Consider the following 22077-nt stretch of genomic DNA (forward strand, 5'->3'; position numbering starts at 1 on the left):
CATAACCACCCATACTGCAATGGCAGTTGCTCGATCAGCATCGCGTTCACTATCGCGAATTGCTCGTTGTTCCGGTGCGGCGGGGCCTGATGTGACGTTGGTGATGGCGACGGCGACCGTCCGGGGTGTGCTGCAACTGTTCGCCGTTTCCTGGCCGACGCGATCCGTGCGCCTGTCAACGGTGCTGCTGAGGGGCGGCGCTGGGAGCCGGGTTCGGGTTGCTGGAGGCAGTGCTGCTGCTTCGCACGTGGCGCGCAGCGTCACAGCACTCCGGGCTGCCGGGTCCTCACTCGGTAGCGGTGAGGACGTCGAGAAACCTTGTGCGGTCAACAGAGACGGAGATCCGCGTTCGGGTGTTTGCCGCAAGACGCGCTCCCCATGCGCCGCGCTCGCGATAGACCTCGACCTCGCGGAACGTGCAGATGGATTCATCGAGCGCGACGGCCGCGGCGAGTGGATCATGGAAGGCCTTGCCGCCACCGCGCTTGGCCAGGTAGACCTCCATACCCTCTCGGACGAGTGCCATGCCTGGAGTGAGCCGACGAGCGGACAGCAGGGCGTGCATCTCGGCATCGTAGACAACATCGTGGCAGACGTTCTTCGAGACGAGAATCCGCTCACGAACGTGAGGAGACTCCAACAGCTTCAGCGCGGCTGCGGGAGCGCCATTGAAGTTGAACGTCGGACACGTCTCACGGCCCTCGAACTTGGGGAGACGATGTTCGGGCGGCACCACGGAGTCGCCCGCAAAGCCGCCCTGCGCCACCCAACGAGCGATGTGGATGTCGGGCTTCGCCTCCAGAAGCGCGCCGGGATTCTTCAGGGGCGCCCCCGTAAGCAGCGTCGTACCCTCCTCTGCGAACGCGTCCAGAAGGAGCTGCCAAGCTTCGGCTTCGGGCCCCCTGGAAGGCACCTTCCCAAGCCATTTCCAGTGGAAGCCCGACACCACCTTCATGTCCCTGCCTGGCCGGTAAGCGCCGACCGGCACGGTCACACCAAGGCGCCCCAGGATGTGTCTGACGATGCCTATCTGCTCGTCCGAGCCGGGCATGACCGTCACGCCTACCAGCCGCGCCCATGGGTGCGTCGCGAGAACGCACAGCGTGAAGACGTCGTCGGGGTCGTTGGTTTCCATGTCGAACACTATCGGGATCACCATGACAGCGACCGTACAGAGCCAATGAGTTCGACTTCAACAGAATTAAGATGTTTTCCGTTGAGGAAACCTCACTGAATCCGAAGCTCAGGGAATATGTCATCACGGTAGTTCTTGGACACTCCCGCTCCCTCTCCGACCTTCGGCCGGTACTTCCACCAATTGAACTGAACGCTCAGACGAGTCCCTGAAGGTTGCGCCGCCGGCTCCCCCATGACCTCCTCTCGACTCGAAACCGTATGCCACAGATTTCCGGCGAACATGACGAAAGAATTCTCCGCAGGGAAGTAAGCTTCCCAGTCCTTCGCCTCAATATCGGGCTGCCCGCTGAACACGACGAGTGGCCCGTCGTTGTTTGTGGTCAGGTAATAGACGGAGCTGATCGAGGGATGTTCCCTGTCCAGCGTGACCGGGTTCGTCCCGACATCCTGATGCGCTTTGAACGGAAAATTCGCATGGTACGGGAACTCCAGCCGACCCAGCCACCATTCGAAACCTACCACGTCCTTCTTAGCTTCGGTGGGCAGGTAGTCGAGGAGATCCATTGCCACCTGCTCGACGTAATTGGTGGGATTCGCGTCGAGATCGTGCCAGAAAGCGAAGTGATACAACTTGCCCACGTCCATCGACGCGGTCGCCTTGTGGACAACACTCCGAAAGTCGAGAAAAGCGTCCGGGGGTATCGCCCTCTCGACCGTTTTCAGATTACCCATGATCGATCAACCTTCGAGCTGCCGAGCGCCGTGAGGCGAAGAATCCTGGAATGACCCTCCAGTATCGACCATCATGACGAGCCACCTCTCCCGAGAACATGAGTAACCGCGACTCCAATCAGGTCCTGAGGCGTCGTCCCTTACCGCGACGCCAGTCGTCCAAGGGGAACGGCGGCGCCTCCAGGTGGCTCTTACGCCCCGAGCATCAGCTCCGCGTTGACGGCATCGACCTGCTCGTACAGGGGTCGCCCCGTCACGATGTCCTATCCCGTGCCCCGGCGCCAAGGGTCTACGTCGATCACGGTGACGAGCGCGTTACCCAGGCCGATCACCACCCACCAGTACCGCGTGTCGGCCCGCACCCGCCAGGTCGCCTTCACCCACTTACCGGTGTCCGTGCGGACCTCGGCCGAGATCAGCTCCCAGCTCTCCGGATCGAAGCGGGTAATGCGTCCAGCGGTGCGCCCCGTTGCGACAGCCGTTCGGTGACGTGCGCGCCGTGGGCCTTCAGTTGCAGTGGTTCGCTCAGGATGTGCCGGATCCGGGTGAAGAGAGAGTCGGGACCTGACTCGACGTGAAAGCGGGCAGTGTCGAAACGGGGTGGCACGGTGAGCTCCTCGGGGAGGGGCTGCGGATCACGTCGATGGGCCGTGACGGGCGACGCCCAGCGGTCCGGCCGCCTGCAGCATTCTTCCCGGCGTGGGGAACGGAGGATTCACTGATCCGACGATGAACGATGCTGGAGATCAGCTTGCCGGGTCGGCACGCCCACCCCTCCCTCACCGCGTGCGTCCCGTACGCCGGCTACTCGATGCCCGTCGCGTCGAGCAGGCGGACCAGGTCCTTGCGCCCGTACCCGAGCAGGCGGGCACGGTGGGCGCACATCAGCATCAGATGGGCGACGGTCTCCGCCGCGCAGCCGTTCTTCGTGCGTGCGTCGTACCACTCCTCGGGTTTCTCGACTCCCAGGCTGTTGATCACCAGCCCGTGCTCGCGGCGGACCTCCGCCACCGTGCCGGCGATCGCGTCGAGCAGCGTCTTCCCCGGCCGCTCGCACCGCAGGGTGAAGCCGTAGCCGTCCCCGCCGTCCGGTAGGCAGCCCTCCGGTGGACGCGCCCGCAGGCCTGCGTACCGCTCGTCCCCGCCGCATCCCGACAGCAACTCGTCGTGCACCAGCGTGAACCGATGGAAACCGGGCGGAACCGGGGGCGGTGGAGGCGTGTACTCCCACCCGGCGTCTTCGTACAGCTGCCGCTTGACCTCCTCTTCTTCGGCGTGCGTCACCGTGAAGCCATTGGCGTCGTTCCGCCCGGTCGTCGTGCCGTCGGGGTTGCGGTGGAGATACAGGCCCATGTGTAGTCCCTCGGTCGTGGTGGGTAGGGGCGAGAAGCCCCGTCGTCGGATCAAACGGGCGACGGCACCGGCCCGTGCCCGATCCTCGAAGCATCACCCGATCGCGTGACGGCGCGGGCTCGATGGACCGGGCCCGATGGACCGGCGTTCAACCACAAGCGGTTGTCGGCGGCAGGGGCTATCCTCGCAAAGCGCTTGTGACACATGTGTCTTCAGACCACGGGGGGTGTCCATGCACGGCGGTGATCGCGATTTACTCCAGGACTGTCCGGGTGGTCACCCGGGCATGTCGACCGAGGCCGGTATCGATGTGCAGCGGCAGCTGGAGTCGCTGATCCAGGACTTCCGGACCAGCGACTCCCCGATGCCGGTCATCGTGCTGCACGCCGAGGACCCCGACGACGACGACCGCGTCACCGCACTGCTCGAGGAGCTGCGCGAAGGGCAGCAGCGCCACGGGACACGCCTGGCCGTCGCCCCGACCGAGCCGCAGGCGGGGGACGCCGGCCCCACGGCGAGAGCCACGCGGCTCCTGTGGGACCTCGGGGACTCCAAGAAGTGGGGCGACCGGTCCGCCACCTACCGGCCCTACAACTTCCCCCGCCTCAACCTCGTCCGCGCCCTCCAAGAGGCCACCGACGACCCGGAGATGCGCGAGCACTGGCCGACCGCACCCGACGGCACACCGGACGGCAGCGCGCAGCGGGAGCTGGCCCAGACCCAGCTGCTGCGCATCCTGGCCCGGCAGCGCTGGCGGCCCCGCAGACCCGCACGCCGGAACCGGCAGATGCTGATCACCGACGTGCAGCAGTTCCTGCCCATGGGCATCCTGGGCGCCTTCACCGCACTGCTCACCCGCCCCGAGTGGTACGTCGCCGCCCTGGCCGGCATCGGACTGATGATCCTGCTCGCCGTCCTGAACCACGTCCCGGGGCGCGCTCCGCTTTTCCTGTGGCTGCGCAGGGAGAGCCGGTGGTTCCTGACCACGACGTTCCTCCAGTCCGCCGCCCGCCGTCAGTCGACCAGCGTGCGGCTGCTGCGGCCCGTCAGCTCCTGGCGGGCGATAGCGGCCCGCGCGTACGACGTGGCCGAGGCGATGCGGGAGGGCGGGCCCTTTCCGCTCCAGCTGTACGTGCTGGCGCTGTTCGAGGACTTGCGGGACAGCCACCGGCGCCGCAGCTGGGATCTGCGGGGATTCAAGCGGACGCGCCCGCCGGTGCTGTTCCTGCGCCGCATAAGCCAGGAGAACGGCGGCGTCGAACTGATCAAGGCGGTCAGCGACGTCCGCAGCCGGCGCAGTGAGCTGGACCCGCTGCTGATCGTGGCGGGCGTGGCGGCGGACGACGCGGCGCTGCTGGACCGCGGCACGGACGGCGAACCGCCGGCCAACCGGCCGGAGCCGCCGTCCCAGCCCGGGCGCCTGCAGCAGCGGTTGCGGCACTGGTACGACGAATGGGCCGGAAACCTCCGGGCCGACCAGTCGCCGAGCCGGACGAACGCCCTGCCCTGGGTGCTCAGAGTGCCTCTGCCCCGCGCGGAGTTGGTGGAGCTGCGGCAGTCGGACTGGGCATGCGTCCGGGCCAGGCACCGGCCGCCGCTCGTCCGCGTGGTGTGGTCGACGTACAGCCTGCTCCTCGTCCTCGTCCTCGCCGTGAGCGCGGGAGTCGTGCACGCCCGCGACATGCACCACACGTACTGCTCGGCGGGGATGCTGAGCGCCAACCGCGACACCGTACGGCGGCCCGCGTCCGGCGGCGGCACGGAGTGCGTCGGCATAGCCACCGGAGACGTCCGGTTCGGCACGTACCTCCAGGGCGGAGCCGGCGGGCAGGGACAGCGGCTGCGCGAGGTGGAGGGCCTGGTGCGCGCCGAGAACACCGACGTGCTGCGCCATCATCCCGGCAAGTACGTCACCGTGGTGTACGCGGGACCCCTGAGTTCCTCGGCCGCGGACTCCTCGCTGGTCAAGGGCGCCGAGGAACTGACCGGCGTGTACCTGGCCCAGCGCGTGGTCAACGAGAACTACACGGTCAAGCTCCGGGTGCTGCTCGCCAACGGGGGCGTGGACATGGACCAGCAGCGCGTGACGGCGGACGAGATCGCCGAGTACGCCGAACACGACCCGACCGTCGTCGGTGTCGTCGGCTTCGGGCGTGACCTGCAGAGCAGCCCCGATGTCACGCGCCGTCTGCACGCGGTGGGGCTGCCGATCGTCTCCGGCACCAACTCGGCGACCTACCTGCCGAAGCAGTTCTCCAACTGGTTCAGCCTCGCGGCTCCGGACGAGGACCAGGCGAAGGCACTCGGTCTCGTCGTCCGGCAGCTGCGCGCCCGGACCAAGAACCCGTACGCACTGGTGCTGGCCCGCAACACCAAGCAGTCGCAGGACCGCTACACCAGCGAACAGGCCCGCTACGGCGGGCAGATGCTGCAGCGGGAGGGTTTCCAGCTGCTGCGCGGGCAGCGGTACGACGTGGCCAACGGCAACCCCGAGCTGCGGCTGCACGCGGAGAGCATCTGCCGGGGCAAGAACGTCCCGTCGGTGATCTACTTCGCCGGCCGGGTCGAGGACATCGGACCGCTGATGACCCAGCTCAGCACCGTACCGGGCTGCGCGAGCCGGGAGATCTCCATCCTCACCGGCGACGACCTGAGCAAGGCCAGGTTCTCCGGCACGGGCGGCCGTGACGGCGTGGCCCCGCGGATCACCCTGTACCACGCGGCCCTCGCCGAGCTGAAGGAAGCCTCGTCCACGACCGCCTTCTACGAGGAGGCCCTCCAGTACCTGCCCTGGCTGAAGGGCAAGCAGGCCACGTACGACAGCCCCGACTTCGCCAGCGGCCAGACAGCCCTCGCCCACGACGCCACGCGCGCGCTGTACTGGGCGGCCAGCCTCGACGACGTACCCCAGAGCCGCGCGGCGACCTGGGTCAACCTCAGAGGCGTGAAGCTCGACGGGATGGCGACCGGGACGATCGACTTCACCCATGCGCCGCTGTACGGCGAACGGCACGGCCACAGCATCGTGCTCAAGCGGGTCACCAGAACCCCGCAGGGCCTCTCCGAGGCGGAAGTCCTGTGCAGCAGACCGGCCGGCAGCACCAAGCCGCTCAGCGTGAAGGAATGCTCGATCGGCTGACCGGAACCGGCCGTGCGGGCTTCTGCCCGCCGGCCGGCATCCGCGCGCACTCGGGGTAATCGGGCTCAGGGTCGGGTTCAGGTGGTGGTTCGACGCTCTTTTGGCTAACCGCTATCTATTGAGGGTCGCAGAGGAGGGTGGCCCGTGCAGGACGTGGTGCTTGCCCTGCTGGCCAAGGAGCCGTCGCACGGGTACGACCTGCGCAGGCGGCTGGCAGCGGCGCTCGGACCGTTGGGCGACACGCTGAACGCGGGGCAGATCTATGTGACGCTCACCCGGCTCGAAAAGGCGGGCCTGGTCGTCCAGGACCGCGAGGAAGCGCCGGTGCGCGGTCCGCGGCGCAGGGTGTACGCGCTGACCGCGGCCGGGCAGGAGCGGGTGGCCGCGTGGATGGCCGAGAGCGCCGGACTCAAAGCGGACGTGACGGAGTTCCATCTGAAGCTGGTGGCCGCCGCCGAGTCGGGCCTGGCCGATCCGCTCGCGCTCGTGGACGCGCGGCGGCGGGAGCTGCTACGCGGCCTCGCCGAGGCCCAGCACGCCGCCCTCGCTCACGGCACGGACTCGGAGGCCGGGCTGCTCCTGGAGGGCATCGCGCTCCGGTTGCAGGCCGATCTTCGCTGGTTGGAGGCATGCGGCCGGACCTGGTCCGCCCGTGCCCCGCGTGGAAGAGGCGAAGAAAACGGATGACGAGAGACGGTCAGCGGGTCGGCTGCCGGTCGCGGCGGAGGGGCACGGACCGCAGCCCGGGCAGGGTCGGCGGCCCGGGCGCGGGACCGGCAGGCCGCGGGCCCGGTGAGGCGGCCGGGCCAGCCCTGCGGACGGTCGACCTGACGCGCACGTACGGGGAGGACGAGAGTCTGGTGTGGGCCGTCGACGGGGTCGACCTCGAGGTTCCCGCCGGGCAGACGCTCGCCGTGACAGGGCCCAGCGGCTGCGGCAAGTCCACGCTGCTGCAGCTCCTCGGCGGTCTCGACCGGCCCACGGAGGGCGAGGTCTGGCTCGGCGGGCGGCGTATCGACGACCTCGGCGAGCGGGCGCTGGCCCGGCTGCGGCGCCGCGCTGTGGGATTCGTCTTCCAGGCCTACCACCTGATGGACGAGCTGAGCGCGGCGCAGAACGTCGAAGTGCCCGCGCTGCTCGCCGGCGCCCCGCCGCGCACCGCCCGCGCCCGTGCCGCCGGACTCCTCGATCAGGTCGGGCTCGCCGACCGCGCCCGGCATCTGCCCTCCGAGCTCTCCGGCGGGCAGCGGCAGCGAGTCGCCATCGCCCGCGCCCTGGTCAACGAGCCGCTGGTCGTCCTTGCCGACGAGCCCACCGGAAACCTCGACAGCGCCGCCACCCACGACGTCCTCCGGCTCTTCGACGAACTGCGCGCCGCCGGCCAGACCCTGGTCATGGTCACCCATGACGAGCGCGTCGCCGCCACAGCCGACCGCGTCGTCTCCCTGCGCGACGGGACGTTGGCCGACGACACCCGTCTGGACGGCCACGGCGCCGGCACAGGCCCCGGCGCCGACACACACCACGGCCACGGCAGCGGCCCGGGGCTCGGCGCGCTGCTGAGCTGGGAGAACTGACCATGGGACACCTGGTGCTGATGTGGCGTCTGATCTGTCAGGACCTGCGCCGCCGTCCCGGCGAGGCCCTCATGTTCCTGCTCGCCGTCACCGTCGCCGCCTCCGCCCTGACCCTCGGACTCGCGACCGGCGACGCTGTGGCCACCGGGTACGCGAAGACCCGCGCGGCCACCGCCGGTCCCGACGTGATGGCCACGACGACGGACCCGGATCCCTCCGGCCTCGCCTCGCGCCTCGCCCGACTGCCCGAGGTGACCGGGATCGGCGGCCCGTTCTTCGCGTTCGACACCACCATCCGGGCGCACGGCCGTTCCGCGCACTCCGCGGTCGTGGGACGCGGTGACGCACGGGCCACCGTGGACCGTCCGCTGGTGACCTCGGGCGCCTGGGTGCGGCCGGGCGGGGCGGTGGTCGAGCGCGGCTTCGCGCAGGCACTCGGCCTGCGCGTCGGCGACCGCGTCACCGTCAGCGGGCGCAGCATCACGGTCGTCGGCACCGCGATCAGCGCGGCCACCGCGGTGTATCCCTGGGGCGACCCGGCGCAGATCGGACCGTCCGACGCCGGCGGCCTGGTCTGGCTCACCACCGCCGACGCCCACGCGGCGGCGGGCGACGATTCCGGCGTCCACCTGATCTACCTGAAGCTGTCCGACCCCGCCGCGACCGGCAGGTTCGGCGAGTCCGCGGCCGTCCGGGCCGCCAGTCCCGAAGGATGGCTCACCTACCACTACTGGCAGGACGTGCTCCAGACGGACACGGCGATGATCGAGTTCACTCAGCCCGCCCTGGTGATCGGCGGCTGGCTGCTGGCCGTCGCCGCGATCGTCACCCTCGCCGCGCTCGCCACCGTACGCGCCGTCCGCGACCACCGGCGTGCCGCACTGCTCAAGGCCGTCGGCGCCGGCCCCGGCACCGTCGTACTGCTGGCGCAGTACCTGCTGCTGACCTTCCTGGCCACCGTGCTCGGGCTGGCCGCCGGGGCCGTGGCCGCGCCCCACCTGGTCGATCCCAGCGACGGGCTGCTCGAAACCGTCAGTCCTCCGGACTCCGGCACCGTCACCGCCGCGGTCTTCCTCGCCGTCGTGGTCGCCGCGACCGGTGCGCTCGGCCCCGCCCTGCGTGCCGCCCGCACCAGCACCGTCCACGCCCTGTCCGACCCCGCTCACCTGCTCACGCACCACCCGCGCCTGAACGCCGTGACGGCGTATCTGCCCACGCCGCTGCTGCTCGGCATCCGACTGCTCGCCCGTCGGCCCGGCCGCGCCGCCCTCGCCTCCGCCGGCACGGCCGGCCACCACCCTCATGGTCACCGCGGTGCTCACCTTCCGCGCCGAACTCGACGCGGCCCCCGCCTTCAAGCGGTTCGGGCCCATCGAAGTGCGCACCGACCAGACCGGCCGGGTGCTGCTCGCCGTCACGCTCGCGCTGGTGGCACTGTCCACGCTCAACACCATGCTCCTCGGCTGGAGCACCGCCGTGCAGGCCCGGCGTGCCCTGACCATCGCCCGTACCCCCGGCGCCACCCCCGGCCAGGTCGTCACGGCGCTCTGCACCGCGCAACTCCTGCCCGCCGTGCCCGGAGTGGCGGCGGGTGCTCCGGCCGGGCTCGGCCTGTACTGGCTCTTCGGCACACAGATCACGCCCCCGGGATCGTGGCTGCTCACCGCCGCACTCGTCATCCTGCTGGCAGTCGGAGCGCTGACCGCCCTGCCCGCGTGGGCCCACACCCGCGGCCCCGCCGGACGCGCCCTCCACGCCGAACCCGCCTGACGGACCCTGGACCGGGGCCGCCGATCAGGTTGCCCCGGTCGCGTCGGGCACCGGACCAGACTCTTTGCGCCCAGCCGGGCGGACGACTCCGCGACCGTTGTTACGCTCGCCGGATGAGCATTCCGGGACCCGACGAGATCCGTGCCCTGCACGAGAAGTACGCGCCCACCGCCGAGGCGTTCGCCCTCGTCCACACGCACTGCGAGATCGTCTGGAGCGTCGCCGAGCAGCTCCTGTCCGCCCCGCACCTGCGCCACCTCGACGCCGAACTGGTCCGCGCCGGCTGCCTCCTGCACGACATCGGCGTGTACCGCCTCTACGGCGACGACGGGCGGCTGGACCACGCGAACTACATCCGGCACGGACTGCTCGGCCACGAGATCCTGGAACAGGAGGGCTTCCCCGAGCCGCTGCGCCGGTTCTGCTCTCACCACACCGGGGTCGGCCTCACCCGGCACGACGTCCTGAGCCAGGGCCTTCCGCTGCCTCCCGCCGACTACCTGGCCGTGACGGAGGAGGAGCGGCTGGTGATGTACGCGGACAAGTTCCACACCAAGTCCCGGCCGTCGGTGTTCCTCTCCCCCGACGAGTACGCCGCCCACGTCCGCCGCTTCGGCGAGGACAAGGTCACGGCCTTCCATGCCTTGCGCGCGGAGTTCGGCGACCCTGACCTCACCCGGCCGGTGCCGTGCGGCGGTGCGTCCGTCGGCCCGTGACGGCCGCTCGTCTGCGATTGCAGCCTGGAGAATCCTTTGACGTGCGGCAAGAGCTGTACCTCTGCACTCACCCCGCCCCGGGCTTCGGCCCACGACACCCGGCCTGACCACTCGGAAACTCGATGCCTCCCTACGAAGACACCCGCAAGGTCCAGACGGCGGTCATCGGCACTCCCGGATCGGACTGGCCGGTGTTCCTGCCGTTCGACCATGACGATTTCGACCGGTTCATGCGCGGCCGGAGCCGAGACGACTTCTACTGCGGCACCCTGCTGGGCGGTTGCGGCAAGAAGTTGACCGCGAAGCGGTACCTCCACAAGAAGTGCCACTTCGCGCACCGCCCCCCGGTTCACTGCCTCCGCACGCAGACCGGCGAGGACAGCGCCGACCATCTCTACATCGGTCAGGCAATCCAGCGCTGGCTCCGCGCACAGGGATGCCAGAAAATAAGGGTGTCGTACCCGAGCCCCGGCTCAGAGCCTGGCGGAGTCGTCGAGGTCCGTTTCGGCCCCGGAGCCCGACTCATCCGGGTACAGAGGGACCGGATGTCCCTCGACCAGTGGGAGGCGACGCGCGCTCGGCTCGCCGACAGCTACGGGCACGTCCAGTGGGCATACGGACCGAACAGCGGAATTGCGCACAACGAAGCCGAGGCCATGGGCCACGCCATCAGCTTCACCTGCCGTACCGAGGGGGAGGCGCGACGTGTATACGTCGGCACCCAGCGCCCTGGCCGCGGCATCGAACTGGCCACTCTGGACGACTGCAGGCTGACGGATGAGGGGATCATCACCCCCCACATCCCCGACGAACCGCCCATGACCGCTGAGGCGGACACAAACGCGGACACGGACACGACGGCCCTGCTTGCGTTCCCGCTCGCCGCAGGCCGGATCGCGTTCACCGCAGCGGCCCTCGCCGACGACCAGAACGTGGCCGCGCGCTGCGTCTATGAGGCGGACGTCCAGCCCGTCGGGTCAGCGATGACCCACATGCGCATCGCGCTACCGCGCTACGCTTCGCCGCCGTCCCCTCACAGGATCAACGTCATCGAAAGCGTGGCCCGCCTCATCCCCCTTACCGGCCCGGAGGCAACCAGACCAAGCTGGCTCATCGAAGCTGTCGGCTTCTCTCCGCTCCCGGCGCAGACCGATCCCCGCTGGCCCGATCTGCGTCCGGCACCCGGCTCCCCGGAATCGGTCGAGCGTTCGGCGTCCCGCACCGAGGCCGCTCCCATGAACGGGAAGCAGATCCTGCTGGTCGCATTCCTCCGCGTCAAACTCCCGGAGATCGCTCGCTCACGTGGTCTCATCAACTGGGAAACTCTCCTGCGTTACAAGGGATATACGCCTGATGACTTCACCCTGGAGGAGCGCGTCCGCACCCTGGTCGCCGTGGATCTTCCGCGATCGAGCGACAAGCCAGTGCTCTCCTCCGTGGTGAAGATGGCCCACGAAAAACCTGGACCTCCCTCGCATTTCCGCCAGGTTCTCGCTGGTCTCGGCTGGAAATCCGATCTGTCAGCAGAAGCGGTCAAGGAGATATGGGCCCAGCAGCGTGAGGCCGCATACACCTTCACCCACAGGGGCAAAGCCGCCAATAACACCCAAAGCACCAAACCGGCAGGCGAGAAGAAGCCCGTTTTCTGGACCAAACTCGGTGTGGAGAGGAACACCGTGGTGAAGGCCGTCAGAGAGGCACTCGTCTCGGCGGCGCAGCGACGGGTCAGCGTCGGCTGGCACACGCTGGCGGCTGCGGCCGGCCTCAAGGCGGACCATCTGCCTGATCCAGTGCGCGCTTCGATCCTGGTGGAGGTCGACCAGGCATCCGGCGCTGACGGAGTGCTTTTGTCATCGCTCGTGACCTCCTCCGAGAACAGGCCGGTCCCGTACTTCGCCGAGATTCTCGAACGGCTGGGCCAGCCACGTCCATCGCTCCCCATCGAACTCGGTCGCATCTGCAAGGTGGAACAAGCCCGCGTCTTCGCTGCCTACGACCGCTCACCGAAGGGCAACGGTGTGTAGTCAGCCATGCGGTCCGTGCTGCAGCCCCAGTTGCACGTCAACGCCTGCCGCCTTGACTGACGGAGGTCCGAACGCTGGCACCAGCCGCATGATGGGGCGCTAGGGTTGCAGGCTAACGGGACATCCGTCGGCCATTGTGCCGCTCACTGAGTCACCGTTTTGAGACGTCAGCGGGGTTCTCAAAACCTCGCAACCTGGCTATTCGCTAAGCCGCCTGGGGGGAAACTCGCCATGACCGAAGCTCCGATAGACGCTGCCGACATCGACGGGGACGACGAGGCCGACCGGAAGGTCGTCGAGCAGGAGCGGGACGAGCTCAAGAAGTTCGTCAAAGGGCTGAGCGCGGACGACATCAAGTCGGGCAACTGGTTCACCAAGCTCAGCGCCCAGGCCATGAGTTCCTACACCGAGAAGGTCGACTGGCGGTATTTCCAGGAGCGGTACGCGGGCGTACCCGCGGACGCCATCGTCGATCAGCGGATCAAGATGGCGGCCCGGTACGCCGCGCTCGAAGGCGGACTCTCCGCCGGGGCCTACTCGGCGGCAGTCGTCGCTACCCTCGGGAGCCTCGGTGGTGCTTCGCCGGCGACTTTCCCGGCCGCCGTCGCGACCCTGATGGTCGACGTCGCGTTCATCACCCGGCTCCAACTCCGCCTGACCTACGACATCGCAGTCCTCTACCGGGTCCCGCTCGACCTTTCCGACCCCGAGGACATGTGGAAGCTGATCCGGGTGGCCTTCACGATCAAGAGCGGGGAAGCGGTCCGGGAAGGTGTGACCAAGGCTGTCCCGGCCATGGTGCGGCCACTGATCAAGCGCTTCTACTCCGGAGGGGCACTGAGCGCCACGAGGGGGCTCCCAGTCGTCGGGAAGTATCTCCTGCAGAGGAACGTCATCAAGATCGGTATCCCCTTGGTGGGCGTTCCTCTAGCGGTGGTGCTGAACCGCTATTCGACGCTGCTCGCAGGGCGGCACGCACTGGCCGTCTTCCGGAACGAGGCGCGGGTGATCGAACTCGCCGAGAACCTGAGCAAGCGGAGTCGACACCCGCAGTTGATGTTGTGGGTCGCATGGCTCGTGATCAAGGCGAACCGCAAGATCGCCGACGACGAGGCGCTCTTGATGCGGCACCTGGTGCGGGTGGTGCGGGAACGGCATCAGGTTGTCGACGAACAACTCGCCCACCTTGTCGATATCGACCCTGCCGAGGTGTGGGGGCGTGTAGCGGCCGAGCCAGGGGATCTGAGCGACCTCCTCGACGTGGCCGACCGCGTGGCCACTGTGGACGGTGAGGTCAACGCACGGGAGAAGGCCGTCATCTCCGAGCTTCGACACCGCTGCCGCCGAGCCTGACGCCGTCATGCGCTACCTCTACGGGCGGTGGTGTGAGTGACGGGGATTCCGGGTCGAGGCTGGTCTCCGCGGACTGAAGGCTTGCTGCGCAGGGTGGGTTGGTGTCCCGGCCGTTCGGTGCCGACAGCGACCTGGGAGGCGGTTCTGAGCGAACGCGGATCCTTCGTGGCCCACGACGCGGCGCGCCGGTTCCTGTCCGAGTACGGTGGTCTGGTGACCTACGGCTGGCCCGCCGATACGACGGTGACCTCGTCGGCCGTCCGGTTCGATCCCCTCGCGGCCGCGTGGCAGGACGAGCGGTTCGTGTGGGCGAGCCGGGAGGCGGGGGCGTCTCTCTATCCCGTGGGCACGGCGGACGAGGGGGCCAGCTTCCTGGGCATCACCGAGGATGAGTCGCTGTGCCTTGTGCGGGACCGGGTGGAACCTGTCGGGAGCGGCTTCGACCAGGCACTGGACCGACTGGTGGCGCTGCAGAGCGCGCACTCGGCCCTGTGGAAGCCCGACGCGCCGGTGGTCTCCTCCCCGTTCTGGCGGCGGCTCGACATGGTGGAGACGGGGGCGGACGCCGGGCGGCGCTGGCCTGAGGAGACGGACCGGGTGCTGCGGGCGGGAGGCTGGTACCCGGGCCGGTCGATCCCCACGGAGACCTGGGAGAGCCTGCTCCTCCAGACCGGCGAGTTCGAGATGCACGACGCGGCACGCCGCTTCCTGGCGGAGTTCGGCGCGGTGAGCATGCCCTACCGCGACGTGTCGGCCCCCATGCGGTGGGCGGAGTTCCAACTGGATCCGCTGCTGGCGCTGTTCGACGCGGAGATCATCGACGACCTCGCCGAGCAGGCGGGCGACGACAGTCTCTATCCCCTCGGCATGCGCGACCGCGGGAACCAGTACCTGGCCATGGCGGCGGACGGCACGGTCTACGCCGGCATGGACAGCGTCTGGGTTCTGGCACCCACACCTGACGAAGCGGTGCGGAAGCTGGTACGCCCGCTGGGCGACCACTGACGACTTGCCGTCGTGCGGGTCACGACGCCTGGCGTTTTCAGCAGCGCCAGCCCGGCGGCTCCTGCGGGAGCCACCAGGCCGGGTATCCCGCCATTGGTCGAAAACGCCCGGTCAGCGACCCGTGAGCCAGTCCACCAAGTCGTAGACGGCGTGACGGTAGGGGTCGTGGGCGTCCTTCCGCATTCGCTCCAACTCCCCTGTTTCGAGGAGGACCGGAAGTGCGGCGTCTGCTCCCGTCACGCCGACGTCGACAGAGCCATGCTCGTCTCGAAGAGCAAGGTCGACACCGAACGGCGGCGCGTCCTGTGATGTGGGTGTGTCCAGGTAGAGACGGCACGTCTCCTGGTCGAGAAGCAGGAAGCCACGCAGGCGCAGCTCCGCAGGCTCGTCAGGTTCTGCCGGTGCGGCGAAGGCTGCCGCTGCGGCCCGCAGCGCGCTCCATGCACGCCGAGCAGGGCCGCGGCCAGCGCCAGCGGGGCAAGCCATCTGGCCCACCGTCGTGAGCGGGTGGAAGTCACGGGCATGGATCTTCTCCTGGGGACGAGGGGACTCGACGGCGTCCCACCGTCGAGGGGCCGGACACACTAAAATGTCAGGAGCATGTCATTCCTGTCATGCCATTCCGCTTCTTCGGGGTGGGTGATGGAACTGCCGCTGTGCGCGCCCGGAGCCTTCGCAGCGACGACCGGGGCGACGAAGTACGAAGTGTCGAAGTTTCGAACAGCGGTCGCAGTGACGGACGAACATTGATGACAGGAAGCCTCCGAGGAGTGTCAACGTCCTGCGCACGTCCGACACTTCGGCCAGCGAAAGCCGACGTCGCATGCATTTCTCGCTCGCGTTCAGGGACCCGCGTGCACCTGGCAGGCCCACAGGCTCGGGGTCTGCGGGTACGTGTCGCGCAGGTTGCGTACGGCCCGGTGCAGGGCCTCGGCCGTACGGGCGACGTCGAGTGCGCCGTCGCCCGTCCTCAGGGCTTCGTACACGCTGAGCGCGACCTCGGCGCCGATCACGTCGTCGACGTGCCACAGTGAGCCGACCACATGAGGGAAGCCCGCCATCTGGAAGGCGCTGACGATGTGGACGGCCTCGTCGGCGAGTTCGGGGCTGGTGCGCAAGGTGGAACAGGCGGAGAGGTAGGCGAGCCGGACCGACGGCAGCCGGAGTTGGGCCAGGTCGCGGACGGTCAGCGGGCGTTCGGTGTGGTCGTGCAGGACGAGCCGGCTGCCGGACGGGTGCTCCAGGTCGCCCAGGGCGTGGCAGGCGAAATGCGCGTAGGCGTGGCGGTGCAGGGCGGAGACGACCGCGGCGTGTGTGGCGGACGCGTCCGCCAGCAGTGCGGCCCCGGGAAGCATGCGGACCAGGTGCTCGGCTTCGCGGCGTGCGCCCGGGAGTGGGGCCTGTCCGGTGGCCTGGGCGACGCTGACGACGAGCGTTCCGGTGCCCGCCCGGCGGGCGGCGCGCCGACGGGCGTGGTGCAGCGCCCGCAGTGTCGGCGTGTACGAGGAGACCACCCGGTCCAGTGCGCCGGGGGCACCGCCGGTGGGGGCTGCCGCGTGCAGGGGCAGCGTGCCCAGCAGGCCGCCGGGCGACCACCACACGCGGGTCGCCGCGGCGAGGCGGTCGAGGACCGGGCCGGTGACCGCCTGCCACAGCCAGGTGAGGGTTTCCCGTACGTCCCGCTGGGCGCGCTGTGACTGCTTGCGGGTGGTTCCGGGCGTCTCGATGCGCACCAAGGCGTCCTCGAAGGTCCGCCGGCGCTTCGCCGTCGTCCGTAGGTCGAGACCCGGGAGCGGTACGGCGTCGATGGAGTGCTCGGTGACGACCAGGGCGTCGCTGCCGTGCGGGGAGACGTTGACCAGGACCACCGGGCCCGCCGCGGCCGTCGCGCGCAGCTCGCGTTCGTCCCACTCCCGCATCGGACGCAGCAGGCCCAGTTCGGGGTGCTCGGCGCGGATCCGGTCGGTGAGGTCCCGCCACTCGGCAGCCAGCCGCTGGCGCAGATCGGCGCGGGCGTCGGAGCCGGGCGGCCCGTCTTCAGGGAGTTCCCCGCTGTAGGTCGCCGTGTCGAGGGCATCCCGGAGTTCCTCGAAGCGAGCGGCGAGGCCGGGGGCGGTCTCCCGGAGCCGGGTCAGATCGCTGTCGGCGTCGAAGGCGTGGGAGAGGAGCACGCCTCTGGCCTGTTCGAGCAGACCGACCGCGAGCCCGGGCCGACCGCAGCGCACCGCGCACGCAGCGGCGGCGGCGCCCAGACCGACGGTACGGCTCAGCAGCAGCTCCTGGTCGTCGCGGAGGAGCTGGCGGGGGGCCACGGAGTGCAGCAGGTCGACCGCCACCACGTAGCCGTCCAGTGCGCCGTCCCAGTCACCCAGCTCCGCCCGGACGTCGCCCCAGGCCCGTGCCGCGTCCAGCCGCTCGGAGGGTGCGCACTGCTGTTCCAGGGCCGCTTCCCGGAAGGCTTCGGCGGCCGCGACCAGACTGGTGCGACGGCCGTGCCGGTCCGGGCCCAGGTGGTGCAGGACGTCGCCGAGGCCTGCCAGGCGGAGCGTGCGCTTGTGGTGGCCGGGCGGAGTGGCCTCGACCGCCCGGCGGTACAGCGCGACCACCTCGCGCCGGGCGGCCGACGACATCAGGGCGCGCGCGCTCATCATCCGGGCGCCCGCGGCCGCCACCAGGGCGCCCGGCAGGTCGGGCGAGTTCGCGGGCAGCGCCGCGATCACCGCGTCGGCCAACTCGCGCGCCTCGCGGGCGTCGCCGCTCCGTTGCGTGTGAGCACTGCGGTTGATCAGGGCGAGGGCGAGGCGGTGCCGTCGGCGGGGCAACTGGGGGTCACCCTCCGGAGTAAGAGCCAGGGCTTCCCTGAAGAGTTCCACGGCCTGGTCGAGTTCGGGGACCGGCTCCGCGGCACGCTCCGCACCCGCCAACAGACTGTTCCCCACCGAGCTCAGCAGTGCCGCGTGGTGGGCGCGGCCGAGGCCGGGCAGGGTCGCGGCCCGGTGCCGGCACTCCTGGGTCTCCCGCAGGTCGTCGCCGTCCCCGGTCAGTTGGTGTCGCCGGCTCAACGCGGCGCTGAGGTTGAGCAGCCGCACTCCGAGCACCGCATGTCCTTCGGGGGTGAGTGCGACCGCCTCACGATGGGCCGCCACTGCTTGGTTCAACTCTTCGAGGTTGCCTGACCGTTCATAGGAGGCGGTCAGCACCAGGCCGAGATAGTTGAGCGCCGTGAGCCGGTCCGGGTGGTCCGACGGCATCGACGCTTCGGCCTCCCGGAGACGTCGCAGCGCCTCGTCCAGGTCGCTGCTGTTCGTCCCCGGATCCCGTAAGTAGCGGCTGTACAGGGCCAACGCGGTTGCCAGGAAACGTGGTTGCGGGCCGTCCGTGGATTCCGTGGACGCGGTGGTGGGGCCGATGAGGTCGAGCGCCGCGTCCAGATCGGCCGAAGCTCCGGTCGCGAGGGAGCGGCTGCGCAGGGCGTTGCCCAGGGCGTTGCGCAGGGCTGCCCCCTCGTACAGATTCCGCGCCGCACGGAGCGCCTCGTCCAGCACCTGGACCGCCTGGTTCAGGTTCTCCACCCGGTCGGTGTACTGCGCCCTCAGGGTCAGCGCCGTGCCCAGGTCGAGGCCCGCCGCCGCAGGCCCCTCCGGATGGCCGGCGAAGCCCCGCCGGCACAGGTCCACCACTTCGTCGCACTCCTCCGCCGTCGCCCCCTCCGTCTGCCGCAACAGAAGGAGAGCGCTCCCCAACGCACCGCAGCAGCGGGCCAGGTGCGGGCTTCCGGGCGGCAGTTGGGCCAACACGTCACGTGCGATGCCGACCGCCTCGTGCAGGTCCTCGGCATCGCGCGACTCCAGGTAGCGCTCCCCGAGCCGGCGGCTCAGACCCTCCAGGGCGAGGAGCCGTGCGGGGGAGTCTGCCGGGGTGCGTTTGACGGCAGCGTGGACGAACCGGACCGGATCCCCGTCCGCCAGGTCCCCGAACGGCCAGGTCGTCCCGGTGAGGGTCACGGCCCGGGTCACTTCTTCGAGCCGGTCCGCGAAACTGGAGTCGTATTCCCAGGTCGCGAGGACGGCCAGGCTGCCGCATCCGATCGCGGTGACGAGCCGGATCTCGGGGGAGGGGATCTTCGCGGCCACCAGCGCGGCCGCCTCGTGGAGCCGGAGGATGTCCTCGGGGGCGTCCGGCGGCGGTTTGTGCTGCCGTCCCTCCACCGAGATCGCCAAGGCGGCACACGACGCCGACCACTCGGCGGGACCGTCCGCGTTCGCCGGGTCGGGGTGTTCGGCGGGGTCGATGGACGCGTAGTAAGCCGCCAGTTGCGGCGGCACCAGCCCTGGATCGGCGACCCACACCGGGAAGAGCAGCGTTCCGGCCATGGCGCCGTGTACGGCGCCGTGCTCGCCCGGGTCGGTCATCGCACGGGCGGCGCAGAGCCAGCCGGCCGCGTGTCGGGCCTCCATATCGGTCTTCGGGTCGGCGGTCCGCAGCAGTCCCGCGAGTTCGGTGTCCGCTTCGGGTCCGAACACCGCGCCCGTGGCCCCTCCGTCCGGAGCGCCTGCCCGGTCGAGGCGAGCGCGAATCGCGTGCAGGAACCAGTCCCGGTCATACCTCACCCCGTTGCTCCCCTCCCCCGCCGCCGATTCGGGCGGCACGTCGACTCACGCCCAACTCCATTCGGTGCGCTGCATACTTGGACCATGACCGCATCTCCCTACTTACCCCGACCCGACCACAGGGCGACAGCGGCGCTGTGCGCCCTGCTCGGCTCGCCGGAGGACTTGCGGCAGCCCGGGGTCCGGGAGGCGGCCGAGCGCGCGCGTGACCTGCTGCGGTCGGGCGCGGACGCCGACGAACTCTCGGCCTGCTTCCGCGTCCTGGACACCGCCTTGCGCCAGAACGGGGACGCACGCGGGCTGGTCAACGAATCCCGCGGCGGAACGGCCCCCGGCATCACGCCCCACATCAAGGTGGCCGTATGCCCCGGATCGGCCCTCTGCACCCGCGTCGAACGGGCCCGCGACCTGCTCCCCGCCCCGTACTGCGCCGTCAACGGCACCCGCATGCGCAAGGGCCGACTGGGCTCCGCACAGTGAGCCCGCCCCCATGAACCCCCTCCTCGCCACCCTGGGCGGCAAACTCACCGAACGTTGGCTGAACTCGCTGGTCCTGCCCGGCGCCCTGTTCCTCGCCGCCGCTGCCGTCGGCACCACCCTGGGTCACCGCCACTGGCACGACGTCGACCGGCTGCGCACCACCCTGGACGACCTGGCCACCCGCCCCGCCCTGGACCGCACCGGCACCGCCGCGCTCCTGGTCGCCCTCGTCCTGCTCACCGCGACCGCGGCGTCACTCGCCGCGCAGTTCCTCGGCGGCGTGATCGAGCGGTGCCGGCTGCGCTTCGGCCGGGACCCGCTCTCGCGTGCCAGGACCGCACGCCGGGCCCGCCGGTGGCGGGAAAGAGACGCGAAGCTCGACGAGGCCATCGGCCGCGCCCAGCAAACCGGCGCCGGTCCCGACGGTGTGGTGATGATACCGAGCAGCGTTCTGGCACGGATCCAGGCCCTCGGCGAGGCCCGCGACCGCATCGCGCTGCGCGAACCGGCCCGCCCCACCTGGTACGGCGACCGCATGCAGGCGACGGCCGACCGCGTCGAGGCCGCCTACGGGGTGGACCTCGCCGTCCTCTGGCCGCGGCTGTGGCTGATCCTCCCCGAACCCGCTGTACGCCAGATCCAGTCGGCCCACGACTCCTTCGAGGCCGCCGCCCGCCTGGCCGCCTGGGCCGTCGGCTACGCCCTGCTCGCCTGCTGGTGGTGGCCGGCCGCGCCGGTCGCCGTCGGCTGCGCGGCGGTCGCCCGGTCGCGCGCCCGCACCGCCCTGGACGCACTCGCGGGTCTCATCGAGGCCGCCGTCGACGTTCACGGCCGCGAGCTGGCCACCCGGGTCGGCCTGATCTCGCCGGAGGCGCCGGGACGACTGGCCCGTGACACGGGGGACGGGATGTCGGCGGTGTTCAGGAAGGCCGAGTGACGGTCGGGTACGTACAGGGGGCCGCGGGCGTCGGTGGGCGCGAGCGCGGACGCCGGCGCGCCGTCGGCATCAGTCCTCCCCTGCGGGTCGGAGACCTGGGCCACATCCCGCGGACGGCGCCGAAGGTCCCGGCTCCCTCGGGACCGACAGCCCTCCGCGGCGCCCCCTTGGGGCCGTACCGGGCCCGGCTGCCGCGCCCCTAGCGTCGGGGCCATGGCCGCGAAGAAGACCGTTTCCGTCAAGAAGACCGCTCCCGTCCGGAACGCCACCCCGCATGACGAGCGCCGGCATGAGCATGTGGCCGCTCTGCGGCAGAGCGAGGCGCGGCAGCGGGCGTTCCGGCGGCGGGCCCTCGTCGGCGGCGGCGTCGCCGTGGTACTCGCCATGGCCGCCGGCATCGGCATCGGGCTCGCCGCCGGCGACGGGTCAGGGGCCGGGTCCGGGTCGGGGGCAGCGGCGAGCGAGGTCGGCGGGAAGCTCGTCACGCCCGCTCACACCAGCGGGGCCGGCGGCACCGTGATCACCTGGGGGAAGGCCGGCGCTCCGACCACCGTCCAGGTGTACGAGGATCTGCGCTGCCCCTACTGCGCCGCGTTCGAGAAGGATCTGGGCGCCACGCTGAACTCGATGGTGGCCTCGGGGAAGGTCAAGGTGGAGTTCCACATGGCCGCGTTCCTCGACAAGCGGCTCGGCGGACAGGGGTCGCAGACCGGGCTGGCGGCGCTGGGGGCTGCGCTCGACGGAAGCGTCGGCAAGTTCAAGGCGTTCCACGACGCGCTGTACGCGGCCCAGCCGAAGGACGAGAGCACGGACACCTTCGGCAGCAGTGCCAAGCTGCTGGAGATCGCCGGCAAGGTGCCGGGGCTGCGGACGCCCGCCTTCAACAAGGCCGTCAAGGAGGGCACTTACCTGCCCTGGGCCGCGAAGGTGGCGGACGCGTTCTACGACAGCGACGCCACCGGCACCCCGACGGTCAAGGTCGACGGGCGCACCGTCAACGTCCTCGACAGCACCGGCAAGCCGGTCAGCGCGGCGGCCTTCACCCAGGCGGTGGAGCGGGCGGCGGCTGCGGGCTGACTCGGCTCGCCCGCCCGGCGGAAGGGGCGGCGAAGGTCCCGGTGATCCAGGACCAATGGCCTGGTCCGCCGTGCCCTGCCGAATGCCAGGCTGAGCACGCCGGGTCCGCCGTGACATCGCGGACACCCGGCTGAGGAAGCCACGTCCGTACAGCCCCGGAGGAGGAT

The 22077-nt window shown here is 70.2% G+C and carries 16 protein-coding genes and 1 pseudogene; 13 read left to right on the forward strand and 4 right to left on the reverse strand.

Annotated elements, in window-relative coordinates:
• Window positions 1–286: 286 nt before the first annotated feature.
• The 3 genes from AB0G63_RS25455 to AB0G63_RS25465 form a co-directional block, all read right to left on the reverse strand.
• Window positions 287–1159: a nucleoside hydrolase gene (locus AB0G63_RS25455; RefSeq protein ID WP_360754355.1), complete on the reverse strand. Its 873-nt coding sequence runs from the start codon at window positions 1157–1159 to the stop codon at window positions 287–289.
• 68 nt (window positions 1160–1227) lie between these two features.
• Window positions 1228–1869 (reverse strand): hypothetical protein, encoded by a 642-nt coding sequence (locus AB0G63_RS25460; RefSeq protein ID WP_360754357.1) that lies wholly within the window; start codon window positions 1867–1869, stop codon window positions 1228–1230.
• Window positions 1870–2673: 804 nt separating this feature from the next.
• Window positions 2674–3222 (reverse strand): hypothetical protein, encoded by a 549-nt coding sequence (locus AB0G63_RS25465; RefSeq protein ID WP_360754359.1) that lies wholly within the window; start codon window positions 3220–3222, stop codon window positions 2674–2676.
• Window positions 3223–3508: 286 nt separating this feature from the next.
• Between AB0G63_RS25465 and AB0G63_RS25470 the strand changes: the two genes are divergently transcribed.
• The 10 genes and pseudogenes from AB0G63_RS25470 to AB0G63_RS25515 all read left to right on the forward strand — a co-directional run bounded on the left by AB0G63_RS25470 (window position 3509) and on the right by AB0G63_RS25515 (window position 15115).
• Window positions 3509–6361 (forward strand): ABC transporter substrate-binding protein, encoded by a 2853-nt coding sequence (locus AB0G63_RS25470; RefSeq protein ID WP_360754361.1) that lies wholly within the window; start codon window positions 3509–3511, stop codon window positions 6359–6361.
• A gap of 144 nt (window positions 6362–6505) precedes the next feature.
• Window positions 6506–7048: a PadR family transcriptional regulator gene (locus tag AB0G63_RS25475; protein ID WP_360754364.1), complete on the forward strand. Its 543-nt coding sequence runs from the start codon at window positions 6506–6508 to the stop codon at window positions 7046–7048.
• Window positions 7045–7938, forward strand: coding sequence for an ABC transporter ATP-binding protein (locus AB0G63_RS25480; protein WP_360754367.1), 894 nt, complete (start codon window positions 7045–7047; stop codon window positions 7936–7938). The genes AB0G63_RS25475 and AB0G63_RS25480 overlap by 4 nt, the downstream gene beginning before the upstream one ends.
• Window positions 7939–8009: 71 nt before the next feature.
• A pseudogene (locus AB0G63_RS25485) lies at window positions 8010–9008 on the forward strand (ABC transporter permease); the annotation flags it as partial.
• A gap of 382 nt (window positions 9009–9390) precedes the next feature.
• Window positions 9391–9708, forward strand: a complete 318-nt coding sequence (locus tag AB0G63_RS25490) for an FtsX-like permease family protein (RefSeq protein ID WP_360754455.1) — start codon at window positions 9391–9393, stop codon at window positions 9706–9708.
• 113 nt (window positions 9709–9821) lie between these two features.
• Window positions 9822–10424 carry an HD domain-containing protein gene (locus tag AB0G63_RS25495; protein WP_360754458.1) on the forward strand — a complete coding sequence of 201 codons (603 nt, stop codon included), beginning with the start codon at window positions 9822–9824 and terminating at the stop codon, window positions 10422–10424.
• Window positions 10425–10546: 122 nt separating this feature from the next.
• Window positions 10547–12448, forward strand: a complete 1902-nt coding sequence (locus tag AB0G63_RS25500) for a competence protein CoiA family protein (RefSeq protein ID WP_360754368.1) — start codon at window positions 10547–10549, stop codon at window positions 12446–12448.
• Between the two features lie 231 nt (window positions 12449–12679).
• Window positions 12680–13801: a hypothetical protein gene (locus tag AB0G63_RS25505; RefSeq protein WP_360754370.1), complete on the forward strand. Its 1122-nt coding sequence runs from the start codon at window positions 12680–12682 to the stop codon at window positions 13799–13801.
• Window positions 13802–13837: 36 nt separating this feature from the next.
• The gene (locus tag AB0G63_RS25510) at window positions 13838–14806 is read left to right on the forward strand and encodes an SUKH-3 domain-containing protein (RefSeq protein ID WP_360754372.1); all 969 of its coding nucleotides are present in this window, start codon (window positions 13838–13840) and stop codon (window positions 14804–14806) included.
• Between the two features lie 165 nt (window positions 14807–14971).
• Window positions 14972–15115 (forward strand): hypothetical protein, encoded by a 144-nt coding sequence (locus AB0G63_RS25515; protein WP_360754374.1) that lies wholly within the window; start codon window positions 14972–14974, stop codon window positions 15113–15115.
• A gap of 533 nt (window positions 15116–15648) precedes the next feature.
• Here the strand turns inward: AB0G63_RS25515 and AB0G63_RS25520 are convergent.
• Complete coding sequence (locus AB0G63_RS25520) at window positions 15649–19329, reverse strand: CHAT domain-containing protein (RefSeq protein WP_360754376.1); 3681 nt, start codon at window positions 19327–19329, stop codon at window positions 15649–15651.
• 171 nt (window positions 19330–19500) lie between these two features.
• Here AB0G63_RS25520 and AB0G63_RS25525 point away from each other — a divergent pair, with 171 nt between their 5' ends.
• The 3 genes from AB0G63_RS25525 to AB0G63_RS25535 all read left to right on the forward strand — a co-directional run bounded on the left by AB0G63_RS25525 (window position 19501) and on the right by AB0G63_RS25535 (window position 21910).
• A complete protein-coding gene (locus tag AB0G63_RS25525) occupies window positions 19501–19896 on the forward strand; it encodes a hypothetical protein (protein ID WP_360754379.1) in 396 nt (131 codons plus the stop codon).
• Window positions 19897–19906: 10 nt separating this feature from the next.
• The gene (locus tag AB0G63_RS25530; protein ID WP_360754381.1) at window positions 19907–20833 is read left to right on the forward strand and encodes a hypothetical protein; all 927 of its coding nucleotides are present in this window, start codon (window positions 19907–19909) and stop codon (window positions 20831–20833) included.
• Window positions 20834–21046: 213 nt separating this feature from the next.
• The gene (locus AB0G63_RS25535) at window positions 21047–21910 is read left to right on the forward strand and encodes a thioredoxin domain-containing protein (RefSeq protein WP_360754383.1); all 864 of its coding nucleotides are present in this window, start codon (window positions 21047–21049) and stop codon (window positions 21908–21910) included.
• Window positions 21911–22077 lie beyond the last annotated feature (167 nt).

Source organism: Streptomyces sp. NPDC020996, assembly GCF_040641355.1.
Lineage (GTDB): Bacteria > Actinomycetota > Actinomycetes > Streptomycetales > Streptomycetaceae > Streptomyces.

What these genes read in the sequence shown, in the direction of transcription:
- AB0G63_RS25470 (WP_360754361.1), top strand. Translation starts at nt 3,509, where the DNA reads ATGTCGACCGAGGCCGGTATCGATGTGCAGCGGCAGCTGGAGTCGCTG.
- AB0G63_RS25505 (WP_360754370.1), top strand. Translation starts at nt 12,680, where the DNA reads ATGACCGAAGCTCCGATAGACGCTGCCGACATCGACGGGGACGACGAG.
- AB0G63_RS25530 (WP_360754381.1), top strand. Translation starts at nt 19,907, where the DNA reads ATGAACCCCCTCCTCGCCACCCTGGGCGGCAAACTCACCGAACGTTGG.
- AB0G63_RS25525 (WP_360754379.1), top strand. Translation starts at nt 19,501, where the DNA reads ATGACCGCATCTCCCTACTTACCCCGACCCGACCACAGGGCGACAGCG.
- AB0G63_RS25480 (WP_360754367.1), top strand. Translation starts at nt 7,045, where the DNA reads ATGACGAGAGACGGTCAGCGGGTCGGCTGCCGGTCGCGGCGGAGGGGC.
- AB0G63_RS25465 (WP_360754359.1), bottom strand. Translation starts at nt 3,222, where the DNA reads ATGGGCCTGTATCTCCACCGCAACCCCGACGGCACGACGACCGGGCGG.
- AB0G63_RS25495 (WP_360754458.1), top strand. Translation starts at nt 9,822, where the DNA reads ATGAGCATTCCGGGACCCGACGAGATCCGTGCCCTGCACGAGAAGTAC.
- AB0G63_RS25460 (WP_360754357.1), bottom strand. Translation starts at nt 1,869, where the DNA reads ATGGGTAATCTGAAAACGGTCGAGAGGGCGATACCCCCGGACGCTTTT.
- AB0G63_RS25500 (WP_360754368.1), top strand. Translation starts at nt 10,547, where the DNA reads ATGCCTCCCTACGAAGACACCCGCAAGGTCCAGACGGCGGTCATCGGC.
- AB0G63_RS25535 (WP_360754383.1), top strand. Translation starts at nt 21,047, where the DNA reads ATGGCCGCGAAGAAGACCGTTTCCGTCAAGAAGACCGCTCCCGTCCGG.
- AB0G63_RS25455 (WP_360754355.1), bottom strand. Translation starts at nt 1,159, where the DNA reads ATGGTGATCCCGATAGTGTTCGACATGGAAACCAACGACCCCGACGAC.
- AB0G63_RS25490 (WP_360754455.1), top strand. Translation starts at nt 9,391, where the DNA reads ATGCTCCTCGGCTGGAGCACCGCCGTGCAGGCCCGGCGTGCCCTGACC.